The 17251-nt window shown below is 67.1% G+C and carries 16 protein-coding genes; 7 read left to right on the forward strand and 9 right to left on the reverse strand.

The annotated features are described in order from the left end of the window. Positions 1-8: 8 nt before the first annotated feature. Together ftsH and MAAFP003_RS25200 are read right to left on the reverse strand one after the other, a co-directional pair. The gene (ftsH, locus tag MAAFP003_RS25195; RefSeq protein WP_096290352.1) at positions 9-2363 is read right to left on the reverse strand and encodes an ATP-dependent zinc metalloprotease FtsH; all 2355 of its coding nucleotides are present in this window, start codon (positions 2361-2363) and stop codon (positions 9-11) included. A gap of 184 nt (positions 2364-2547) precedes the next feature. After that, positions 2548-2964: a VOC family protein gene (locus tag MAAFP003_RS25200; protein ID WP_279304559.1), complete on the reverse strand. Its 417-nt coding sequence runs from the start codon at positions 2962-2964 to the stop codon at positions 2548-2550. Positions 2965-3060: 96 nt separating this feature from the next. Here MAAFP003_RS25200 and MAAFP003_RS25205 point away from each other — a divergent pair, with 96 nt between their 5' ends. Genes MAAFP003_RS25205 through MAAFP003_RS25220 form a run of 4 tightly spaced genes read left to right on the forward strand, consistent with a single transcriptional unit; the run spans position 3061 to position 7876 of the window. Further along, positions 3061-4029 carry an alpha/beta fold hydrolase gene (locus MAAFP003_RS25205; RefSeq protein WP_096291406.1) on the forward strand — a complete coding sequence of 323 codons (969 nt, stop codon included), beginning with the start codon at positions 3061-3063 and terminating at the stop codon, positions 4027-4029. Continuing rightward, positions 4026-5213, forward strand: coding sequence for an LLM class flavin-dependent oxidoreductase (locus MAAFP003_RS25210; protein ID WP_096290354.1), 1188 nt, complete (start codon positions 4026-4028; stop codon positions 5211-5213). Before MAAFP003_RS25205 ends, MAAFP003_RS25210 begins: the two co-directional genes overlap by 4 nt. After that, entirely contained in the window at positions 5213-6226 is a 1014-nt protein-coding gene (locus MAAFP003_RS25215) for a zinc-binding dehydrogenase (protein ID WP_096290355.1), read from the forward strand. Before MAAFP003_RS25210 ends, MAAFP003_RS25215 begins: the two co-directional genes overlap by 1 nt. A 60-nt stretch (positions 6227-6286) precedes the next feature. Next, positions 6287-7876 (forward strand): HNH endonuclease signature motif containing protein, encoded by a 1590-nt coding sequence (locus tag MAAFP003_RS25220; RefSeq protein WP_096290356.1) that lies wholly within the window; start codon positions 6287-6289, stop codon positions 7874-7876. A 42-nt stretch (positions 7877-7918) separates the two neighbouring features. On the opposite strand, the gene MAAFP003_RS25225 is transcribed toward MAAFP003_RS25220, so the two are convergent. Continuing rightward, positions 7919-9166, reverse strand: a complete 1248-nt coding sequence (locus MAAFP003_RS25225) for a PPE family protein (protein WP_096290357.1) — start codon at positions 9164-9166, stop codon at positions 7919-7921. Positions 9167-9174: 8 nt separating this feature from the next. Then, a complete protein-coding gene (locus MAAFP003_RS25230) occupies positions 9175-9474 on the reverse strand; it encodes a PE family protein (protein ID WP_096290358.1) in 300 nt (99 codons plus the stop codon). 405 nt (positions 9475-9879) lie between these two features. Here MAAFP003_RS25230 and MAAFP003_RS25235 point away from each other — a divergent pair, with 405 nt between their 5' ends. Next, complete coding sequence (locus MAAFP003_RS25235; protein ID WP_423790956.1) at positions 9880-10578, forward strand: SIMPL domain-containing protein; 699 nt, start codon at positions 9880-9882, stop codon at positions 10576-10578. Here MAAFP003_RS25235 and hpt read toward each other — a convergent pair whose 3' ends face one another. From hpt to dacB, 4 genes are read right to left on the reverse strand one after another with little or no spacing between them, the layout of a single operon-like run. Beyond that, the gene (gene hpt / locus MAAFP003_RS25240; protein WP_096290360.1) at positions 10579-11232 is read right to left on the reverse strand and encodes a hypoxanthine phosphoribosyltransferase; all 654 of its coding nucleotides are present in this window, start codon (positions 11230-11232) and stop codon (positions 10579-10581) included. It lies immediately after the preceding gene. Between the two features lie 11 nt (positions 11233-11243). Then, positions 11244-12203: a tRNA lysidine(34) synthetase TilS gene (gene tilS / locus MAAFP003_RS25245; RefSeq protein WP_096290361.1), complete on the reverse strand. Its 960-nt coding sequence runs from the start codon at positions 12201-12203 to the stop codon at positions 11244-11246. Then, a complete protein-coding gene (locus tag MAAFP003_RS25250) occupies positions 12182-13321 on the reverse strand; it encodes a zinc-dependent metalloprotease (RefSeq protein ID WP_096291407.1) in 1140 nt (379 codons plus the stop codon). Before MAAFP003_RS25250 ends, tilS begins: the two co-directional genes overlap by 22 nt. Next, positions 13318-14703, reverse strand: coding sequence for a D-alanyl-D-alanine carboxypeptidase/D-alanyl-D-alanine endopeptidase (gene dacB / locus MAAFP003_RS25255; RefSeq protein WP_096290362.1), 1386 nt, complete (start codon positions 14701-14703; stop codon positions 13318-13320). Before dacB ends, MAAFP003_RS25250 begins: the two co-directional genes overlap by 4 nt. 126 nt (positions 14704-14829) lie before the next feature. On the opposite strand from dacB, the gene MAAFP003_RS25260 reads away from it, so the two are divergent. Further along, the gene (locus MAAFP003_RS25260) at positions 14830-15318 is read left to right on the forward strand and encodes an inorganic diphosphatase (RefSeq protein ID WP_096290363.1); all 489 of its coding nucleotides are present in this window, start codon (positions 14830-14832) and stop codon (positions 15316-15318) included. A 58-nt stretch (positions 15319-15376) separates the two neighbouring features. Next, positions 15377-16069 (forward strand): hypothetical protein, encoded by a 693-nt coding sequence (locus MAAFP003_RS25265; protein ID WP_096290364.1) that lies wholly within the window; start codon positions 15377-15379, stop codon positions 16067-16069. Positions 16070-16074: 5 nt separating this feature from the next. Here MAAFP003_RS25265 and MAAFP003_RS25270 read toward each other — a convergent pair whose 3' ends face one another. Continuing rightward, the gene (locus MAAFP003_RS25270; RefSeq protein ID WP_096290365.1) at positions 16075-17148 is read right to left on the reverse strand and encodes a DUF475 domain-containing protein; all 1074 of its coding nucleotides are present in this window, start codon (positions 17146-17148) and stop codon (positions 16075-16077) included. Positions 17149-17251 lie beyond the last annotated feature (103 nt).

Raw genomic sequence — 17251 nt, forward strand, 5'->3', positions numbered from 1 at the left:
TCCGTTCGTCAGCCTCGGGCCGGCGGATGAGGCCGGCTCACGTCCTCATCCGGTTGGTCAGGCGATCTTGCCGGATCCGGACTGGGCGGGTAGGGGGGATAGGGCGGGTAGGACGGCTGACCCTGGCCCTGGCCACGACTCGGCTGGCCCGGATAACTCGGGGCCGGCTGGGGCCAATACGGCTGCGGCGGAGGCGGATACCAGTGGCCTTGGGGTTGTTGCTGCTGCGGTGGCGGTGGCCATCCGGGCGCATGCCAGCCGGCCGGCGCGCCGTAGTCCGGCTGGGTGGGCCGGCGCTCGCGATCGCCCGTGCCTTGACCACCGTGAGAACCATTGGGGCCGTGAGCTTTTCGGTCGGCCTCGGCGCGTGCGGCTTCGGCCGCCTGACTGGCCGCGGCGATCGCCGCTTTGAAAGCCGGCTCGGGAACGGGTTGCGGCCACGGTTCCCCGCGCTCGATCGCCAGCTCGCCGGGCGTCTTGATGGGCGGCTTGTCCGACGGGATGCGGCCGCCGAAATCGTCGAACATCGTGAGCCGGGGCCGCTTTTCGACGCCGGAGAAGATCTGTTCCAGCTCGGGCCGGTGCAGGGTTTCCTTCTCCAGCAGCTCGCCGGCGAGCGTGTCGAGGACGTCGCGGTATTCGGTGAGGATTTCCCAGGCCTCGGTGTGCGCGGCCTCGATGAGCTTGCGGATCTCGTCGTCGATGTCGCGCGCGACCTCGTGCGAATAATCCGCTTGGTTGCCCATCGTCCGGCCCAGGAACGGGTCGCCGTGCTCGGAACCGTATTTGACGGCACCGAGTTTGGAGCTCATACCGAATTCGGTGACCATCGCGCGCGCGGTTTTGGTCGCCTGCTCGATGTCGGACACCGCGCCCGTGGTGGGTTCACGGAAGACCAGTTCCTCGGCGGCGCGCCCACCCATCGCGAACACCAGCTGCGCGACCATCTCCGAGCGGGTGCGCAAGCCTTTGTCCTCTTCGGGCACCGCGACGGCGTGGCCGCCGGTGCGCCCGCGCGCCAGAATCGTCACCTTGTAGACCGGGTCGATGTCGGGCATCGCCCAGGCGGCCAAGGTGTGCCCACCCTCGTGGTAGGCGGTGATCTTCTTCTCGTGCTCGCTGATGATCCGGCCCTTGCGGCGCGGTCCGCCGATCACGCGGTCGACGGCCTCCTCGAGGGCGGGCCCGGTGATGACGGTGCCGTTCTCCCGCGCGGTCAGCAGCGCGGCCTCGTTGATGACGTTGGCCAGGTCGGCGCCGGTCATGCCGACGGTCCGCTTGGCCAGCCCGTCGAGGTCGGCGTCCGGAGCGATCGGCTTGCCCTTCGAGTGCACGGCAAGTACCGCGCGCCGGCCCGCCAGGTCGGGGTTGGACACCGGGATCTGCCGGTCGAAGCGGCCAGGGCGCAACAGCGCCGGGTCGAGGATGTCGGGCCGGTTGGTCGCCGCGATCAGGATCACCCCGGCGCGATCGCCGAAGCCGTCCATCTCGACCAGCAACTGGTTCAGCGTCTGCTCACGCTCGTCGTGGCCACCGCCGAGCCCGGCGCCGCGCTGGCGGCCCACCGCGTCGATCTCGTCGACGAAGATGATGCACGGGCTGTTCTGCTTGGCCTGTTCGAACAGGTCGCGCACCCGGGAGGCGCCCACGCCGACGAACATCTCGACGAAATCGGAACCCGAGATCGTGAAGAACGGCACGCCGGCCTCACCGGCCACGGCGCGGGCCAGCAACGTCTTACCGGTTCCCGGCGGCCCGTAGAGCAGCACGCCCTTGGGGATCTTGGCGCCCAGCGCCTGATACCGCGACGGGTTCTGCAGGAAGTCCTTGATCTCGTATAGCTCCTCGACCGCCTCGTCGACACCGGCTACGTCGGCGAACGTGGTCTTGGGCATGTCCTTGGAGAGCTGTTTGGCGCGCGACTTGCCGAAGCCGAAGCCCATCCGGGCGCCGCCCTGCATGCGCGAGAACATCACGAACAGCCCGACCAGCAGCAGCAGCGGCAGCACGTAAACCAGCAGCTCACCCAGGATGCTGCCTTCGTTGACGACGGTGCTGACCTTGGCGTTCTTCGCGTTCAGCGCGTTGAGCAGGTCGACGGCGTAGCCGTTGGGGTACTTGGTGATGACCTTGTCGGAGTTGTCGGTGTCGTTGTTGCCCTTCTTCAGGGTCAACCGCAGTTGCTGCTCACGGTCGTCGATCTGCCCGCTCTTGACGTTGTCCCCACTGATCTGGGACATCGCCACCGAGGTGTCGACGGGCTTGTATCCGCGGGTGTCATCGCTGAAATAGAAGAACGACCAGCCGAGCAGCACTACTACAGCGATCGCCGTGACTATGCGAATCACGTTTTTCCGGTTCATCAATCATCGGCCGTTTCGGCCAGGTCCTTCCCCGATACACGCAACTGGAAAAGTTCAGGCTACCGCTATACCAACGCGCGGCGGTTCCCGATAGGGAGCAGAGCACCGCAAATTGAGTTCGGGGACGCCTCGCATTGGGAGAAGCCCCCCTGGCATGACACCGCTCGTGCGCCCGGTCCAGCGACTAGTCGTAATAGCGGGCCTCGATCACATTGCCGTCGGGATCGGAGAAGTAGTAGATGTGCGGCGCCCATCCCCGGGCTCCGTAGCTGCGCTCGAGGCGGGCGCTGGTGTCCACTCCGGCGGCCTGCAGCCGCCGATCCAGTGCCTCGTATTCCGGCAGCGACATCGACAGGCAGACGTGGTTGACCGGATGGCCGGCGCTGCCGGCGACCTTGGTCAGGACGTCGGTGGCGCCGATGCCGGCCACCGGCATCAGGTCGATGATCGAGTCCTCGCACACCCGCACGCTCGGAAACGGTGCTTCGCCGGCAGCGAACTCGTCGAACCGCACCGGCGTCAGCCCTATCACGTTCGTATAGAAGTCCATCGATGCCTGAACATTGTTCGTCCACAACACGATGTGGTCCAGCCGTCTCACGCCTATCAGGCAACCAGAACCGGCCGCGAAATGAACGGGCATTTTCAACCCCGCTGAATACTTCTCAGGCCAGAGGGGTTGTGATTTGGTGTGTTGGTGCCCACATCAACCGAACGGTTAGTAGAGACCAACGGGGTGCAGCTGCGAGTCGTCGAAGCCGGCGACCGCGGTGCGCCGGTGGTGGTCTTGACTCACGGCTTCCCTGAATTGGCGTACTCCTGGCGACACCAGATTCCGGTGCTCGCCGAAGCCGGCTATCACGTGCTGGCACCCGACCAGCGCGGGTATGGCGGGTCTTCGCGCCCCGATGCGATCGAGGCCTACAACATCCGCGAGCTGACGACCGACATCGTCGGCCTGCTCGACGACGTCGGTGCCGAGCGGGCCGTCTGGATCGGCCACGACTGGGGCGCCCCCGTGGTGTGGCATGCGCCGCTGCTGCACCCCGACCGGGTCGCGGCCGTCGCCGCGCTGAGCGTGCCGGCCACGCCGCGGTCGCAGGTGGCGCCGACGCAGGCCTGGCGCAAGACATTCGGCGAGAACTTCTTCTACATCCTGTATTTCCAGGAGCCAGGCGTCGCCGACGCCGAACTCAACAGCGATCCCGCCCGCGCGATTCGCCGGTTGATGGGCGGTCTGCGGACCGACGGTGACAAGGCCGCGGGAATGCGGATGGTGGCACCGGGCCCGGAGGGCTTCATCGACCGCCTTCCCGAGCCCGATGAGCTGCCCGATTGGATCAGCCAGGACGAACTCGATCACTACATCGCCGAGTTTTCCCGCACTGGATTCACCGGCGGCCTGAACTGGTACCGCAACTTCGACCGCAACTGGGAGCTCACCGCCGACCTCGCCGACGCGAAGATCTCGGTGCCGTGCCTGTTCATCGGCGGCACAGCCGATCCCGTGCTCGCTTTCACCCGCGCCGACCGCGCGGCCGAGCTCGTCTCCGGGCCCTACCGACAGCTGATGATCGAGGGCGCCGGCCACTGGCTGCAACAGGAGCGGCCCGACGAGGTCAACACCGCATTGCTGGAATTTCTCGACGGATTGGAGCTGCGGTGAACGCACCCCTTCGTTTCGGCGTCTTCATCACGCCGTTTCACCCGACCGGCCAATCACCCACGGTCGCACTGGAATACGACATGGAACGTGTTGTTACCCTGGACCGCTTGGGCTTCGACGAGGCCTGGTTCGGCGAACACCACTCGGGCGGCTACGAGTTGATCGCCTGCCCAGAGGTGTTCATCGCGGCCGCCGCGGAGCGGACCAAGCACATCCGGCTGGGCACCGGTGTGGTCTCGCTGCCCTACCACCATCCACTGATGGTGGCCGACCGCTGGGTGCTGCTGGATCACCTGACCCGAGGCCGGGTGATGTTCGGCACCGGCCCCGGGGCACTGCCGTCGGATGCCCACATGATGGGCATCGATCCGGTCGATCAGCGGCACATGATGCAGGAGTCGCTCGAGGCGATCCTGGCACTGTTCCGTGCGGGGCCTACCGAGCGCATCGACCGTCACACCGACTGGTTCACGTTGCGCGACGCACAGCTGCACATTCGCCCGTACACCTGGCCCTATCCCGAAATCTCGACAGCGGCAATGATTTCGCCGTCCGGTCCGCGCCTGGCCGGCGCGCTCGGCACATCACTGTTGTCGCTCTCGATGTCGGTGCCCGGCGGTTTCGCCGCGCTGGAGACCACCTGGGACGTGGTGCGCGAGCAGGCCGCCAAAGTCGGGCGGGACGAACCGAATCGGACCGATTGGCGGGGGCTGTCCATCATGCACATCGCCGACACCCGCGAACAGGCGATCAACGACTGTACTTATGGGCTGCAGGATTTCGCGAACTACTTCGGCGCCGCGGGATTCGTCCCGCTGGCCAACACCGTGGAAGGTTCGCAAACTCCTTACGAGTTCGTCGAAGACTATGCGGCCAAAGGGAATTGCTGTATCGGCACACCCGATGACGCAATCGCACACATCGAGGACCTGCTGGATCGATCGGGCGGCTTCGGGACGCTGCTGATGCTCGGTCATGACTGGGCCTCGCCCGAGGCGACCTACCACTGCTATGACCTGATGGCCCGCAAGGTTATTCCGCACTTCAAGGGGCAACTGGCGGCATCGCGGGCCTCGCACGACTGGGCCAAAGACCATCGCGACCAATTGATCGGCCGTGCCGGTGAGGCCGTCGTGAAAGCCATCACCGAGCACGTCGGCGAGCACGAAGGCGCGGCGAACTGATGCGCGCCTCGGTGCTGCGCGACGGCCGGATGATCTATCGAGACGACGTCGCAGACCCGGTACCCGAAACCGGTCAGGTGCTGGTGGCGGTCAAGGCCTGCGGAATCTGCGGCTCCGACCTGCATTTCGCCAAACACGGCGAGAAGGTGCTGGAAATGACCGAGCGGGTGGCGGGCGCCACCGGCGGCATGAACGTCGACCTCAAGCACGACATCTTCATGGGCCACGAATTCAGCGCCGAGGTGCTCGAGGCCGGACCCGACACCGACACGTATCCGCTTGGCTCGATCGTCACGTCGATTCCGGTGTTGTTGTCCGCCAAGGGCGTAGAACCCATCGTCTACAGCAATCACACCATCGGCGCTTACGCCGAGCGGATGCTGCTCTCGGCACCGCTGTTGCTGCCCGTGCCCAACGGCCTGGACCCCCAACACGCCGCCCTGACCGAGCCGATGGCGGTGGGACTGCACGCCGTCAACAAGTCGAACATCGAGCCGGGCGAGACCGCGCTGGTGCTGGGCTGCGGCCCGATCGGCATCGCGATCATCGCATCCTTGCGGGCGCGCGGCGTGGAAAATATTGTGGCATCTGACTTTTCGGTGAAGCGGCGGGAACTTGCTGCCGCGATGGGCGCACATCAGACCCTGGATGCCGCCGACGGTTCGCCATTCGACACGGTCAAGGCAGCGGTGGTGTTCGAGGCGATCGGCGTGCCCGGGATCATCGACGACGTCGTGTTGCGCTCGCGCCCGGGCACCCGTCTGGTCGTGGCCGGGGTGTGCATGGAGGCCGACACTTTTCATCCTTTCTTCGCTATCGCCAAAGAGATCAACGTGCAATTCTGTTTGGCCTATGGCCCCGAGGAGTTCGCCGAGTCGCTGCGCTCGCTGGCCGAGGGCGAGATCGATGTCAGCCCATTGATCACCGGCGAGGTGGGCCTGGACGGGGTCGGCGCCGCCTTCGACGACCTCGCCGACCCCGAGCGGCACTGCAAGATTCTCGTCACGCCTTAGGCGGCCGGGTGACGCGCCGACCCGGCTGACTCGTCGGACGCCGCGGCTATAATCGAACCTATGTTCGATACGATGATCGATCCGGTCGCTTTGATCGAGGTCGTCGAATCCACACACCGACAGGAGTCGATGTTGGTGGCCCGCCGGCTGGCCGCCGTCGCGGCCTTGCTGCGGCATCGGGTGGCCGCCACCGAACAAAGCGAGCCGCGCCCGGGTTACGCCGTGATCGACGGGTTCGAGCACACCGCGGCCGAGGTGGCGGCCGCCATGAATCTGTCGCCCATGGCGGCCAGTTACTTGGTGTCGGATGCCGACGCCCTGCACACCAGACTGCCCCAGATCGCAGCTCTTCTGGCCGAAGGGCAAACCGATTGGCGCACTGTGCAATTGATCATCAGACGCACCGATCTGGTCACCGACGCTGAGCTGGCCGCCCGACTTGACCAGTCGCTGGCCACCCGTATCCGCAACTGGCACAGCTGGTCGAGGCAGCGCATCGTCAACGCGGTCGACGCCACGGTGCGCGGCATCGACCCGGATGCCGCCCGTGAGCGACGCGAGAGCGCCGACGGCGAGCGACACATCGGCATCAATGCCCTCGACAATGGGATGGCCGAGGTCTACGGCACGGTCGCAGCCGCAGCTGCGGCCACCTTTGATCGCCGACTCTCCGAACTTGCCAAGCAAGTGTGCCCGGGGGACCCTCGGACATTCGATCAACGCCGTGCTGATGCGCTCGCCGCGCTGGCCCAGGGCCACCGGCTCCGGTGCGCTTGCGGGCAATCGGGTTGCCCCGTCAGTGCACCCGCAGAAGCCTCCGCATGCGATCAAGGCAGCGCACGGGTGGTGATCAACGTTGTGGCCAGCGAGCAAACCGTCCTGGCCAAGGGCACGCAGCCCGGCTACCTGGAGGGGTACGGAGTCATCGACGCGGAGCAGGTTCGTGAGTTGGCGACGTTCGCCTCACTGCTCGTCGCCGATCCGGTGACCAGCGCGCAAGAAGTGCTGCGTTATCAACCATCGGCAGCGCTCGAACGGGCGATCCGCTGCCGGGATCTGACCTGCCGCTTTCCCGGATGTGGTCGACCCGCTGGTGTTTGCGACATCGACCACACCATTGCGTTCAATCACGAGAATCCCGCGGCCGGCGGACTGACCACACCGGCTAACCTGAAATGCCTTTGTCGCCAACATCATCGACTCAAGACTTTCGGTGCATGGCGCGACACTCAACTGGCCGACGGGACTGTCATCTGGACATCGCCTACCGGTCGCACATATAAAACCAGCCCGGCCGGCGATGACCTTTTTCCACAACCGCGCCAGGCCGCGTGTGCCGCACCGGCGCCCCGCGGGCGGAGCGCGTCCAAGCGGCGAAAGTCACGAATCACCCAGGCGCGCAGCCACAATCGAAAGCAACGTCAAGAAAACGATGCACGGCGAGAACTTGCGCAAGCCAGAAAGCAGGAGATCGCAGCTCGACAGTTCCGAAATCATGCGCGCAACATGCTGTTTGCCTTCAAGGGCGCGGCGAGCACCAGCCCCTTCTGCACATGGATCAATGATCCGCGTGAGCCAGAGGAATTACCCGCGAACTGGACTCCAGACATCCCGGCCCCGCCGCCTCTGCCCGACGACCCACCCTTCTAGCAACCCTGCCCGACGACCCACCCTTCTAGCAACCCCATCGCATCACCCTCCCGCCGGGGGGTGAGCGATGACCATGGGCTTGAAACCGTATCGGGGAGGCGCAAAGTGGGCCGCTGCGGCCCGCCCGGCGCCGGTCCCCATCAGCGGCATCCCCCCGACGGCATTGGTCCCGGGTTGCACCGCCGCCGCGGCAGCACCAGCGCCGTTCACCGTCACGACGGCGGGGTTGACCCCTGGCGTAGCTCCCGCCCAAGAGGCTGGAACCGACATGCCTCCCACCGATGCCGCCCGACCCACCGATCCCGCGGCATTGCCCAAGGCCCCCGAAAGTGCTTGCGGCGCAGCCTCAACAGCCCTCGCCGCACCCTCCGCCGCGTGGGCGGCCCCCTCGCTGGCAGCCTTGGCGGCCTGGGGCGCAAAGCCCTGAGCGAGACCCTGGATGTCCTTGAACGAGGTGGTGAAGAGCCGCGTCGGCGAGATCAACCGGATGAACGCGTCGAACGGCGAGCTGGCATCCAGAACCTGCGACCCGGTCAGGCCCTCGAAAAGATCGCCCAGCGGACCGCTTAGCTGAAGCCCATCTCCTTCGGCGTTCATGCCGATCCCTCCGAAATTGAATCCCGGAGCCGCCTGGGCATTACTCGGCGATCCGGCCAGCGACGACAACGTTTGGGGCACCGCGTTTAGCCCCTGAGTGCTACTGCCCGCGCTGTTGCCCGCCGCGTGGGCCACCGCCGCGGACTGGCCGGCTTGCCCGGCAGGGTTGGTCGCGGGCGCTGCCGGCCGGGGCGGCGGCAGGGTCGACGCCGCGGCTGATGCCCCCGCATAGCCGTACATCGCGGCCGCGTCCTGCGCCCACATCTCGCCGTACTGCGTCTCGGTGGCCGCAATCGCCGCAGTGTTCTGGCCGAGAAAGTTCGTCGCCAGCAACTCCATCAGCAACGTACGGTTTGCCGCGACCACCGGTGGCGGCACCGTTTCGGCGAACGCCGCCTCAAAGGCCGTGGCGGCTGCCGCGGCCTGGCTGCCGGCCAGTTCGGCCTGTCCGGCCGTGTTCAGCAACCACTCGACTTGTGGCACGGCCGCGGTCAGCATCGACGCGGCGGACGGCCCCTCCCACGGTCCGTCGGTGAGGCTGGTGATCAGCGACCCGTAGTTGGCCGCCGCGGCATAAAGCTCGGCGGCCAACCCCTCCCAGGCCGCCGCGGCGGCCAGCAGGGGGCCCGAACCGGGCCCCGCATACATCAGCGTGGAGTTGATCTCCGGCGGCAGCTGCGCGAAATCCAACATCTGCTCGCCTAACCGACCACGGTGGCGTTGGCGATTTCGGTGGCGGCATACGAACCGGCACTGATGCCGAGCGTTGCCGCCAACTGCTCCCGGACCACCGCAGCTTGCGCGCTGACGACCTGGAAGAGCTCCGCGTGCGAAGCAAACTGGGCCGCAGTCAATATCGACACCACATCGGCCGCCGCCGGGACCACGCCCGTCGTCGTTGTTGCCGCGGCCGAACTTCTTTCTCGCACCGCCGCATTGACGCCGTGCAGCTCACCGGCAACCGCATTCAGGACGTCCGGCTGTGCCCTCAGATAAAACACATCTCCCCCTCAAAACCTGTTGATTTGCACGAACTTTCAGCAACCGAAGGCCGGTCCCTGAATCGGACGCCTGGAAACGCTAGACGCGACACCTCCGCCAATGACAGCCCCGGACTGGCCAATTCATTACCGAGTCGAAGATTGTTCACAGGGCCAGTCTCATACGCTGCGACTCTTTGTCTTAGGCATGAAAGAGTTTGCAAACCAATATGATTGGAGAGTTGTGTGAATTTTTCCATGCCCGCCCGGGCCGGGGTTATCCTTGCGCGAAAACGATCCGAGGCCCGCAATTTCGCGAGGGCAGAAGCCCCGCGAGCCGGATAATCACCCGCGGCAAGCCGACAAACGGCTAGGGTGCCAGGCATGGCGACCGAACACCGCGCTGAGAGTTTCGTCCGCTACCCGATGGCCGTGGCCACCGCCGCGTTGGCCATTGTGACGGTGTCGGCGTGTGATTCCCACAATGCGGCACCCGCACCGGGAGCGAATCCTCGTCAGGTCACGGTGGTGGGCTCCGGGCAAGTGCAGGGCGTCCCGGACACGCTGACCGCCGACGTCGGCATCGAATTCAGCGCACCCGACGTCACCACGGCGATGAACCAGACCAACGACCGCCAGCAAGCCGTCATCAATGCGCTGGTCGGTGCCGGTCTCGACCGCAAGGACATCAGCACCACCCAGGTGACGCTGCAGCCGCAATACGGCAGTCCCGAGCCCACAATCACCGGCTACCGCGCCACCAACGCCATCCAGGTCAAGATCCACCCGACCGATGCCGCGTCACGAATGCTCGCGCTGATCGTCAGCACGGGCGGTGACGCCACCCGAATCAGTTCGGTCAGTTACTCGATCGCCGACGACTCACAGCTCGTCAAGGACGCCCGGGCGCGAGCCTTCAACGACGCCAAGAACCGGGCCGACCAGTACGCCCAGATGTCCGGGCTGCGGCTGGGCAAGGTGCTGTCCATCTCGGAGTCGACCGGGGGTTCGCCGGTAGCCGGGGCACCACCGGCGCCGCCCAAAGCCATGGCCACCGCGGTGCCACTGGAGCCGGGTCAGCAGACGGTGAGCTTCTCGGTGACCGCGGCGTGGGAACTGGATTAGCTACTGCTCGTAGACCCTGGGGTCCAGGGTTCCGATATACGACAGGTCGCGGTAGCGCTCGTCGTAGTCCAGGCCGTAGCCGACAACGAAGTCGTTGGGAATGTCGAAGCCCACGTAGGCGATCTCGGCGTTGGCCCGGACCGCGTCGGGCTTGCGCAGCAGCGTGCACACCCGCAGCGAGCGGGGATGGCGGGTCTTGAGGTTGCGCAGTAACCAGGACAGGGTCAGGCCGGAATCGACGATGTCCTCGACGATCAGCACGTCGCGATCGTTGATATCGCGGTCCAGGTCCTTGAGGATGCGCACCACACCCGACGATGACGTCGAGGACCCGTAGGAGCTGACGGCCATGAACTCGAATTGCGTAGGCACCGGGATCGCGCGAGCCAGGTCGGTGACAAAGATCACGGCGCCCTTGAGGACCGTGATCAACAGCAGGTCCTCACCCGTCTCGGCGACGGACTGGCGATAGTCGGTGCCGATCTGCCCGCCGAGCTCGCCGATGCGGGCCTGGATCTGCTCGGTCGTGAGCAGCACAGACTTGATATCCCCCGGGTACAGGTCCACGGGCTGCTCGGGCGTTATCGCCGAGGAGGTCTGGGCCACGCCCACAGCGTGCCATGCCAGCGGCCGAACAACCAACGGCGACGACAATTTGCGGTCATTTACACAGGCTCACGCCGCAACGTGAGCACGCCGTCGCGGCGTCCCGCGATTAACCGCTGGCCGCGCAAATCCGAGCCGACCGCCACCCCGCCCTGTCCGCGCCACGCGGTAACCAGTGCGTCCACCCCGCGGATCTGCTTGTCGGTCAGCCCGGACGCCCCACCGGCCAGCAGCCAGCCCCGGATCACCCGGCGCCGCACCGGGTCGGCCAGCGTGGCCAGCGCCTCGGCCCGCAGGCCGGGATCGGCCTGCACGCCGGGCAGCGCCTGGGCGGCCAGCGTGTCGATGAACTCGGTGTCCTCCCGCAGCGCCGTCGCGGTGCGGGCCAGCGCCTCGGCCACCCCGCCACCCAGCACGTCCTCGAGCAGCGGCATCACCTCGTGCCGCAGCCGGGACCGGGTGAAGCGGCGGTCGCTGTTGTGCGGGTCCTGCCACGCGGTCAGGCCGAGTTCGAGGCACGCGGCATGCGTGACGGCGCGCCGGACGCCCAGCAGCGGCCGGCACCACGGCGGGTCATACGGTCGCATCCCGGCGATCGAGCGCGCCCCGGAGCCGCGGCCCAGCCCGAGCAACACCGTCTCGGCCTGATCGTCGAGGGTATGCGCCAGCAGCACCGGGCCGAGCTGGTAAGCGCTCAGCGCGGCGTAGCGGGCCGCGCGGGCCGCGGCCTCCGGGCCTCCGTCATTGCCCACCCGTACCCGGATGACTTGGGCGTCAACACATCCCAACGCGATCGCCTGCTCGCGCGCGGTGTCGGCGACGTCGGCCGACTCGGGCTGCAGACCGTGGTCGACGATCAGCGCCGTGGTGGGCCGCAGCGGGGCCGCGACCGCGGTGAGGGCCAGCGAGTCCGGCCCGCCCGAGAGCGCCACACCCCATTGGTCCCCGGTGGCCAGATAGGCCTTCGCGAACGCCTCGACAGCCGCGCGCAGCCGCCCTACAGGACCCTGTCGATCCATCGCTGGGGGTTTTCGATCTCGGCGGGCAGCGGCAGCGTTTCGGGGCCGGACCACACGGTGTTGAACCGCTGCATCCCGACCCGGTCCACCACGTGGTCGACGAACGCCTTGCCGCGGGTGTACTGGCTGAGCTTGGCGTCCAGGCCGAGCAGGGCGCGCATCAGGCGCTGCAGCGGCGGCGGCTTGCGGTGACGGCGATCGTCGAAGCGGCCGCGGATGGTCGCCACCGACGGCACTGCCTTGGGGCCGACCGCATCCATCACATGGTCGGCGTGGCCCTCCAGCAGGGTGCCCAGCACCAGGAGCTGATCCAGCGCCTGGCGCTGGGGCTCGGACTGGACGGCGCGCACCAGGCCGACGATCCCCGACGCGGAAGCGTCCGGGGCGCCGAGACCGCGGTTGCGCACGTACTCGGCCAGCCGGCCCGCCACCTGGCCGAAATCGTCACCGGTGTCGCGGGTCAACAACGCCAGCGCGTCCGACATGTAGTGGGGCAGCCAGGGGTTGGCGGTGAACTGCACCCGGTGCGTCACTTCATGCAGGCACACCCACAGCCGGAAATCGGCCGGATCGACCCGCAGCTGGCGCTCGACGGCGATCACGTTGGGATACACCAGCAGCAGGCAGCCCTCTTTGTCGGCGAAGAACGGGTCGTACTGGCCGAGGATCCCCGACGCCACAAACGCCAGCACGGCCCCGGTCTGCGCGCCGGTGAGCCGGCCGGTGACACGCCCCCGCGGCTTGTCGGTTCCGTTCGTCATCCCCCGCATGGAGCCCGCCGCGGCGCGGCCCCCCCCGCCGCGGTCGACGATGCGGGCCGCCGGCACCGCCCCGGCAGTGGCCAGGCCGGTCACGTCGCGCACGAGTGGTTCGGCTTTCGTCGCCGAACTCGCCAGCTCGTCGATCGCCCAGCGTGTCGTCGTCGAGGTTTTTTTGTAAGGAAGCCGGCACGCACAGAGATTACCACAGGGGGTATCGTGGGCAGCGGCAGAGGTGTATAAGAGCCGGCGGGTGTACGCGCGGGGGGGCGGGCCGGGCCGGGCCAGTCGGGCGCCGACCGTCGCCGCGAACCGCCAGTCGACGGCGGTACCGAGAGTCAGGTCGGGTTGGGCGGTCATGTGCACCCGCAGGTCCACAGCCGGGTGGCCAGGGCGTCCATCGCGTTGCGTCCGTTGGGGCCGGCGGCGTTGGAGATGAACGCGAAGGTGAGCACGCGGCCGGTGCGGTCGGTGACGACTCCGACCAGCGAGTTGATCGCGGTCAACGAGCCGGTCTTGGCGCGCAACCACCCGGCCGGTCCCTGATTCGTCGCCTGGTCGAGAAAACGGTCGGCCAGTGTCCCGCTGCCGCCGGCGATCGGCAGCAGATCCAGCAGCGCCCGCAGCGACGGCTGATCGGGGCCCGCGGCGGCCTGCACCGTGCCGTCGAGGGTCTTGGCGGTCAGCCGGTCGTCGACCGACAGCCCGCTGGAGTCCACCAGCATGGCGCCGGTGGTGTCGACGTGTGCGGTGCTCAATCGGTTGGTCACCGCGTCGACCGCGCCGGCGAAGCTGCGCGGCCGGTTGATCGCCGCGGCCACCTCACGGGCGATGCATTCGGCCAGCACGTTGTCGGAGTGATCCATCATCTCGCCGAGGCGCTGGACCAGCGGCGCCGATTGCACGACCGCCAGCTGCCGCGCCCCGGAGGGGGCCGACGCGATCGTCACCGCGGCGGGATCCAGGCCCAGGGCCTTGGCCAGCTCACGCCCGGCGTCCAGCGCCGGGGTCTTGGACCGCCGGGAGTTGACGGTGCTGGGCTGGATGCGTCCGGCGTCGATCATCACCGATTCGATCGGCGCGATGTCGCCGTTGTCGATATCGGCGGGATCCCAGCCCTGCGCCATCGTGGGGCCGGTGAACGCCGAGGTGTCCACCTGCACGGTCGTCGGCGTCATGCCGCTGCGATGAATCTGCTCCACCAGATCGCTGATGCGTGGTGCGCCGCGGTACCAGGTCGGCACGTCCGGCGGTGCCGCCGACAGCGTCGGATCACCGGCACCCACCAACACGATCGGTCCCTGGGCGTTCTGACTGCCGGCCACCACCCGGGTGGTGATGCGGGCCTGGCGGTCCAGCGTGAGCAACGCCGCAGCCGCCGTCAGGACCTTGTTGGTCGACGCCGGCACCAAGGGCACGTCGGCGGCGACCTGCCAAAGCTCCTTGCCGGTGAGGGCATCGGTGATCCGGCCGCCAAGCCGGCCGAGGTTCGGGTCGGCGGCCACCGGGGCCAGCACGGCGGCCAGCGCACCGGCCGACGGCGTCTCGGCGGTGTCGGCGACGGGCACCATTCCCGGCTTCACGACCGGTGCACGCGGCGGCGGTACCGCAACATGTGTGCCGCTGCTGCCGTGTCCACCCGAGGTGAAGAAGGTTGCCGCGGCCACCACGGCGGCGACGAACGCCAGCACGGCCAATCCGATGAACACCTGGGTGGATTTCCGCCAGCGAGTACGACCCATCACTCTCCTGACTGTTTGGTCCTATTCTGCCGAATCTGGGAAAACTCGCTCGACTAGGGTGATCCGCGACGAACCGATCTACTCGGGTCCACCCAGAATTACTTCTCTTCAAAGGAGCGTCAGACAGTGCAATTCGACGTGGTCATCGAGATCCCGAAAGGCCAGCGGAACAAGTACGAGGTCGATCACGAGACGGGGCGGGTGAAGCTGGACCGCTACCTCTACACGTCGATGGTCTACCCGACCGACTACGGCTTCATCGAGAACACCCTCGGTGAGGACGGCGACCCGCTGGACGTGCTGCTGTTGCTGCCCGAGTCGGTGTTCCCCGGCGTGCTGGTCGAGGCGCGGCCGGTGGGGATGTTCAAGATGGTCGACGAGGCCGGCGGTGACGACAAGGTGCTGTGTGTTCCGGCCGGCGACCACCGCTGGGATCACATCCAGGACATCGGCGATGTTCCGTCCTACCAGCTGGACGTCATCAAGCACTTCTTCTCGCAGTACAAAGCTCTGGAGCCGGGCAAGTACGTCAAGGCGGCGGACTGGGTCGGTCGCGCCGAAGCCGAGGCAGAGGTCGAGCGCTCGATCGCCCGGTTCAAAGAGGGCGGGCACTAACGCTGCTGGCGTAATTGCGCCCACCCCGCACACCGATTCTCGGTGGCATCCTGGCGAGGTGACTCCGGTGCTGCATTTCGCCGCGAACTTCTGGTGGCTGATCTTCCCGTTCGCGGGTGCGGTCGGGACTGGCGTGCGGGCGGTGGCGGCCGCCAACGAGCGCCGGGCGGAGCGACGGCAGGAACGGTACCGGCTCAAACAGCAGGCCAAGATCGCCGTCGCCCAGGCTTCCGGCCGGTCGCGCGGCGACGAGGAAAGCTTTCGCCGGGATCTCACGAAACTGCTTGCCGCACATGACCGTACGGATGCGCGGTGGCTCGAGTACGAGGTCGACGTCGCCAAGCTGCTGGATTTCCCGCTGATGACGAACATGCGCGATCCGCTGACCGTCGCGTTCCACAAGGCCAAGCGGCATGCGGACCTGTTGCGGCCCGAGCGGCCTGAGGACCTGGCCGGCGATCGCTCGGCGTACCTGGACTACCGCGACGGGGTCCACGAGTACATCAGCGCCTTCGAGATCGCCGAGGCCGAGGCGATTCGCCGCCGTCGCAGCGATTTCTCCGAAGACGAACAACAGCGATTGGCGCGCGCCCAGGCCCTGCTGCACCTGGCGCAGGACGAGGGTGCCACTCGTGAGGAGCGCCAGATCGCCTACGCACGAGCCGGCCGGGAACTCGACGGGCTCATCGTGCTGCCGGCGCCCGCGCGGGCCAGTATCGAACGCCGCATCGCCGGACAAATCGAGGCGTAACCGCCCTAGGCGGCGCCTCGCCTGTTGCGCAGCACGCTCCATCCGAACGCCGCCCCGATGAAGATCACGCCGACCGAGGCGGTGGCGACCTCGGGGATTTCATAGCGCGGCTCGATGGACAGCAGCATGATCACCGACAATGCGCCGATCGCCCAGTGCGCTCCGTGTTCCAGGTACACGTAGCGGTCCAGCGTCTGCTGCTGGACCAGGTAGACCGTGATCGACCGGACGAACATCGAGCCGATCAACCCCAGACCGAGGGCGATGACGATGGGGTCCGACGTGATGGCAAACGCGCCGGTGACGCCGTCGAACGAGAAGGCGGCGTCGAGCACCTCGAGGTACACGAACAGCGTCAGGCCGGCCTTGCCCACCGCCGCCGGCGGCGCGGTGGCGGCGGCGTCCTCGACATCGGACGGCTGGAACGCCGTGCTCACACCGTTGACGATCAGATACGTCACCAGGCCCAGCAGCCCGGCGGTCAGCACCGTCGCGCACTCGTCGCCGGAGTGAGTCAATTGCGTGCCGGCCAGCACCAGCACGATGACGGTGGCCACCACCGAGACCTGGCCGAGCCGGCCGATTCTCGCGAATGGGACTTCAATCCACTTGAGCCACTTGATGTCTCGGTCGTAAACGATGAAATCCAGGAACAGCATCAGCAGAAATATGCCGCCGAAAGCCGCGATCTGGGGGTGGGCCGACAGCACCAGCTTTTCGTAACCGGGCGCGCCGTCCGGGAATTCCAGTGCGCCGTGCGGCGGCGGGTTGAGCGCCAGGTGCAGCGCGCGAACCGGGTCGAGGCCCGCGGTCGCCCACACGATGAGCAGCGGGAACACCAGCCGCATACCGAACACGGCGACCAGAATCCCGATCGTCAGGAACATCTGCTGCCAGAACGGGCTCATTCGCTTGAGCACCGCGGCGTTGATGATCGCGTTGTCGAAGGACAGCGACACCTCGAGGATGCCCAGGGCTACCAGAAGAAACAGGGCATTAAGCCCGCCGTGGGCATAGCCGAGTGCGAGGGCCGCCAACGTGACCAACAGCGAAATCCCGAAGATGCGAGCGGCGGCCATGGGTCCTTCCTAGACAGCCGCTCACAATAGGGCGAAGGTGGTCGCCACCGCCAGCCATGGCAATCGCGCACTTACTATTTTCAAATTGTGGCGAAACTGGCGG

This window comes from Mycobacterium ahvazicum, assembly GCF_900176255.2.
Lineage (GTDB): Bacteria > Actinomycetota > Actinomycetes > Mycobacteriales > Mycobacteriaceae > Mycobacterium > Mycobacterium ahvazicum.

What these genes read in the sequence shown, in the direction of transcription:
- ftsH (WP_096290352.1), bottom strand. Translation starts at nt 2,363, where the DNA reads ATGAACCGGAAAAACGTGATTCGCATAGTCACGGCGATCGCTGTAGTA.
- MAAFP003_RS25215 (WP_096290355.1), top strand. Translation starts at nt 5,213, where the DNA reads ATGCGCGCCTCGGTGCTGCGCGACGGCCGGATGATCTATCGAGACGAC.
- MAAFP003_RS25220 (WP_096290356.1), top strand. Translation starts at nt 6,287, where the DNA reads ATGTTCGATACGATGATCGATCCGGTCGCTTTGATCGAGGTCGTCGAA.
- MAAFP003_RS25225 (WP_096290357.1), bottom strand. Translation starts at nt 9,166, where the DNA reads ATGTTGGATTTCGCGCAGCTGCCGCCGGAGATCAACTCCACGCTGATG.
- MAAFP003_RS25235 (WP_423790956.1), top strand. Translation starts at nt 9,880, where the DNA reads ATGGCCGTGGCCACCGCCGCGTTGGCCATTGTGACGGTGTCGGCGTGT.
- tilS (WP_096290361.1), bottom strand. Translation starts at nt 12,203, where the DNA reads ATGGATCGACAGGGTCCTGTAGGGCGGCTGCGCGCGGCTGTCGAGGCG.
- MAAFP003_RS25250 (WP_096291407.1), bottom strand. Translation starts at nt 13,321, where the DNA reads ATGACCGCCCAACCCGACCTGACTCTCGGTACCGCCGTCGACTGGCGG.
- dacB (WP_096290362.1), bottom strand. Translation starts at nt 14,703, where the DNA reads ATGGGTCGTACTCGCTGGCGGAAATCCACCCAGGTGTTCATCGGATTG.
- MAAFP003_RS25270 (WP_096290365.1), bottom strand. Translation starts at nt 17,148, where the DNA reads ATGGCCGCCGCTCGCATCTTCGGGATTTCGCTGTTGGTCACGTTGGCG.